The organism is Neisseria sp. P0022.S010, from assembly GCF_051956635.1.
In genome coordinates, this window is record NZ_JBQCXF010000674.1 from 1 (window position 1) to 1,454 (window position 1,454).

The following is a 1,454-nucleotide window of genomic DNA, read 5'->3' on the forward strand; positions in this document are numbered from 1 at the left end:
TGATTATCGTCGCCACCGTGTCCGCCATTTACGGTATCGGCGACCCGACCGAATATCAACAAATGGTGTTGTCCGTCAAAGAAGGCGACACCATCGAGCAGCGCGACATCATCGCCACGCTCGTTTCTATGCAGTACGAACGCGGCGACTTGGATTTCAAACGCGGCAGCTTCCGCGTGCGCGGCGACGTGATTGACGTGTACCCCGCCGAAAGCTCCGAAAACGCCTTGCGCATCAGCCTGTTTGATGACGAAATCGACCGCCTCGATATGTTCGACCCGCTTTCAGGCAGCCTTATTCAACGCGTCGGCCGCTACACCGTCTTCCCGTCCAGCCACTACGTTACCCCACGCGACACCGTCTTGCGCGCCTGCGAGTCCATTAAAGAAGAACTGCGTGAACGCATCGAGTTTTTCGCCCGCGAACAACGCCCCGTCGAACAACAACGCATCGAACAGCGCACCCGCTTCGACCTCGAAATGCTCTACGAAATGGGCTTCTGCAAAGGCATCGAAAACTACTCCCGCCACTTCTCCGGCAAAAAAGAAGGCGAACCGCCGCCCACGCTGATGGACTACCTGCCCGACAACGCCATCATGTTCATCGACGAAAGCCACGTTACCGTCACCCAAATCGGCGGCATGTACAAAGGCGACGCATCGCGCAAACAAAACCTCGTGGACTACGGCTTCCGCCTGCCTTCCGCCCGCGACAACCGTCCGCTCAAATTCCACGAATTTGAAAAAGTCATGCCGCAAACTGTCTTCGTCTCCGCCACCCCCGCCAAATACGAAGAAGAACACGCCGGACAAGTGGTCGAACAAGTCGTCCGCCCCACAGGGCTGGTCGACCCCCAAATCATCATCCGCCCCGTCGCTACACAAGTCGATGACTTAATGAGCGAAATCAACGACCGCATCCAAAAAGGCGAACGCGTGCTCGTTACCACCCTCACCAAACGTATGGCGGAGCAACTCACCGACTATTACAGCGAACTTGGCATCAAAGTACGCTACTTGCACAGCGATATCGACACCGTCGAGCGCGTTGAAATCATTAGAGATTTGCGTCTCGGCCTGTTTGACGTACTCGTCGGCATCAACCTCTTGCGCGAAGGCTTGGACATCCCCGAAGTCTCTCTCGTCGCCATCCTCGACGCCGACAAAGAAGGCTTCCTGCGCTCCCACCGCAGCCTGATTCAAACCATAGGCCGCGCCGCGCGCAACGTGAACGGCGTCGCCATCCTGTACGCCGATAAAATCACCGACTCCATGAAAGCCGCTATCGACGAGACCGAACGTCGCCGCGAAAAACAAATTAAATTCAATGAAGAACACGGCATCGTACCGCAACAGATTAAAAAACAGGTCAAAGACATCATCGACGGCGTGTACCACGAAGAAGACAGCGGCAAAGGCCGTCTGAAAGGTAAAAACAAGGTTAAAGTCGGCGAG

Annotated in this window: 1 protein-coding gene; it reads left to right on the forward strand. The window is 55.7% G+C overall.

Annotated elements, in window-relative coordinates:
- The coding region (uvrB, locus tag ACTHUT_RS20555) for an excinuclease ABC subunit UvrB (RefSeq protein WP_440419656.1) at positions 1-1,454 on the forward strand (1,454 nt) is incomplete at both ends.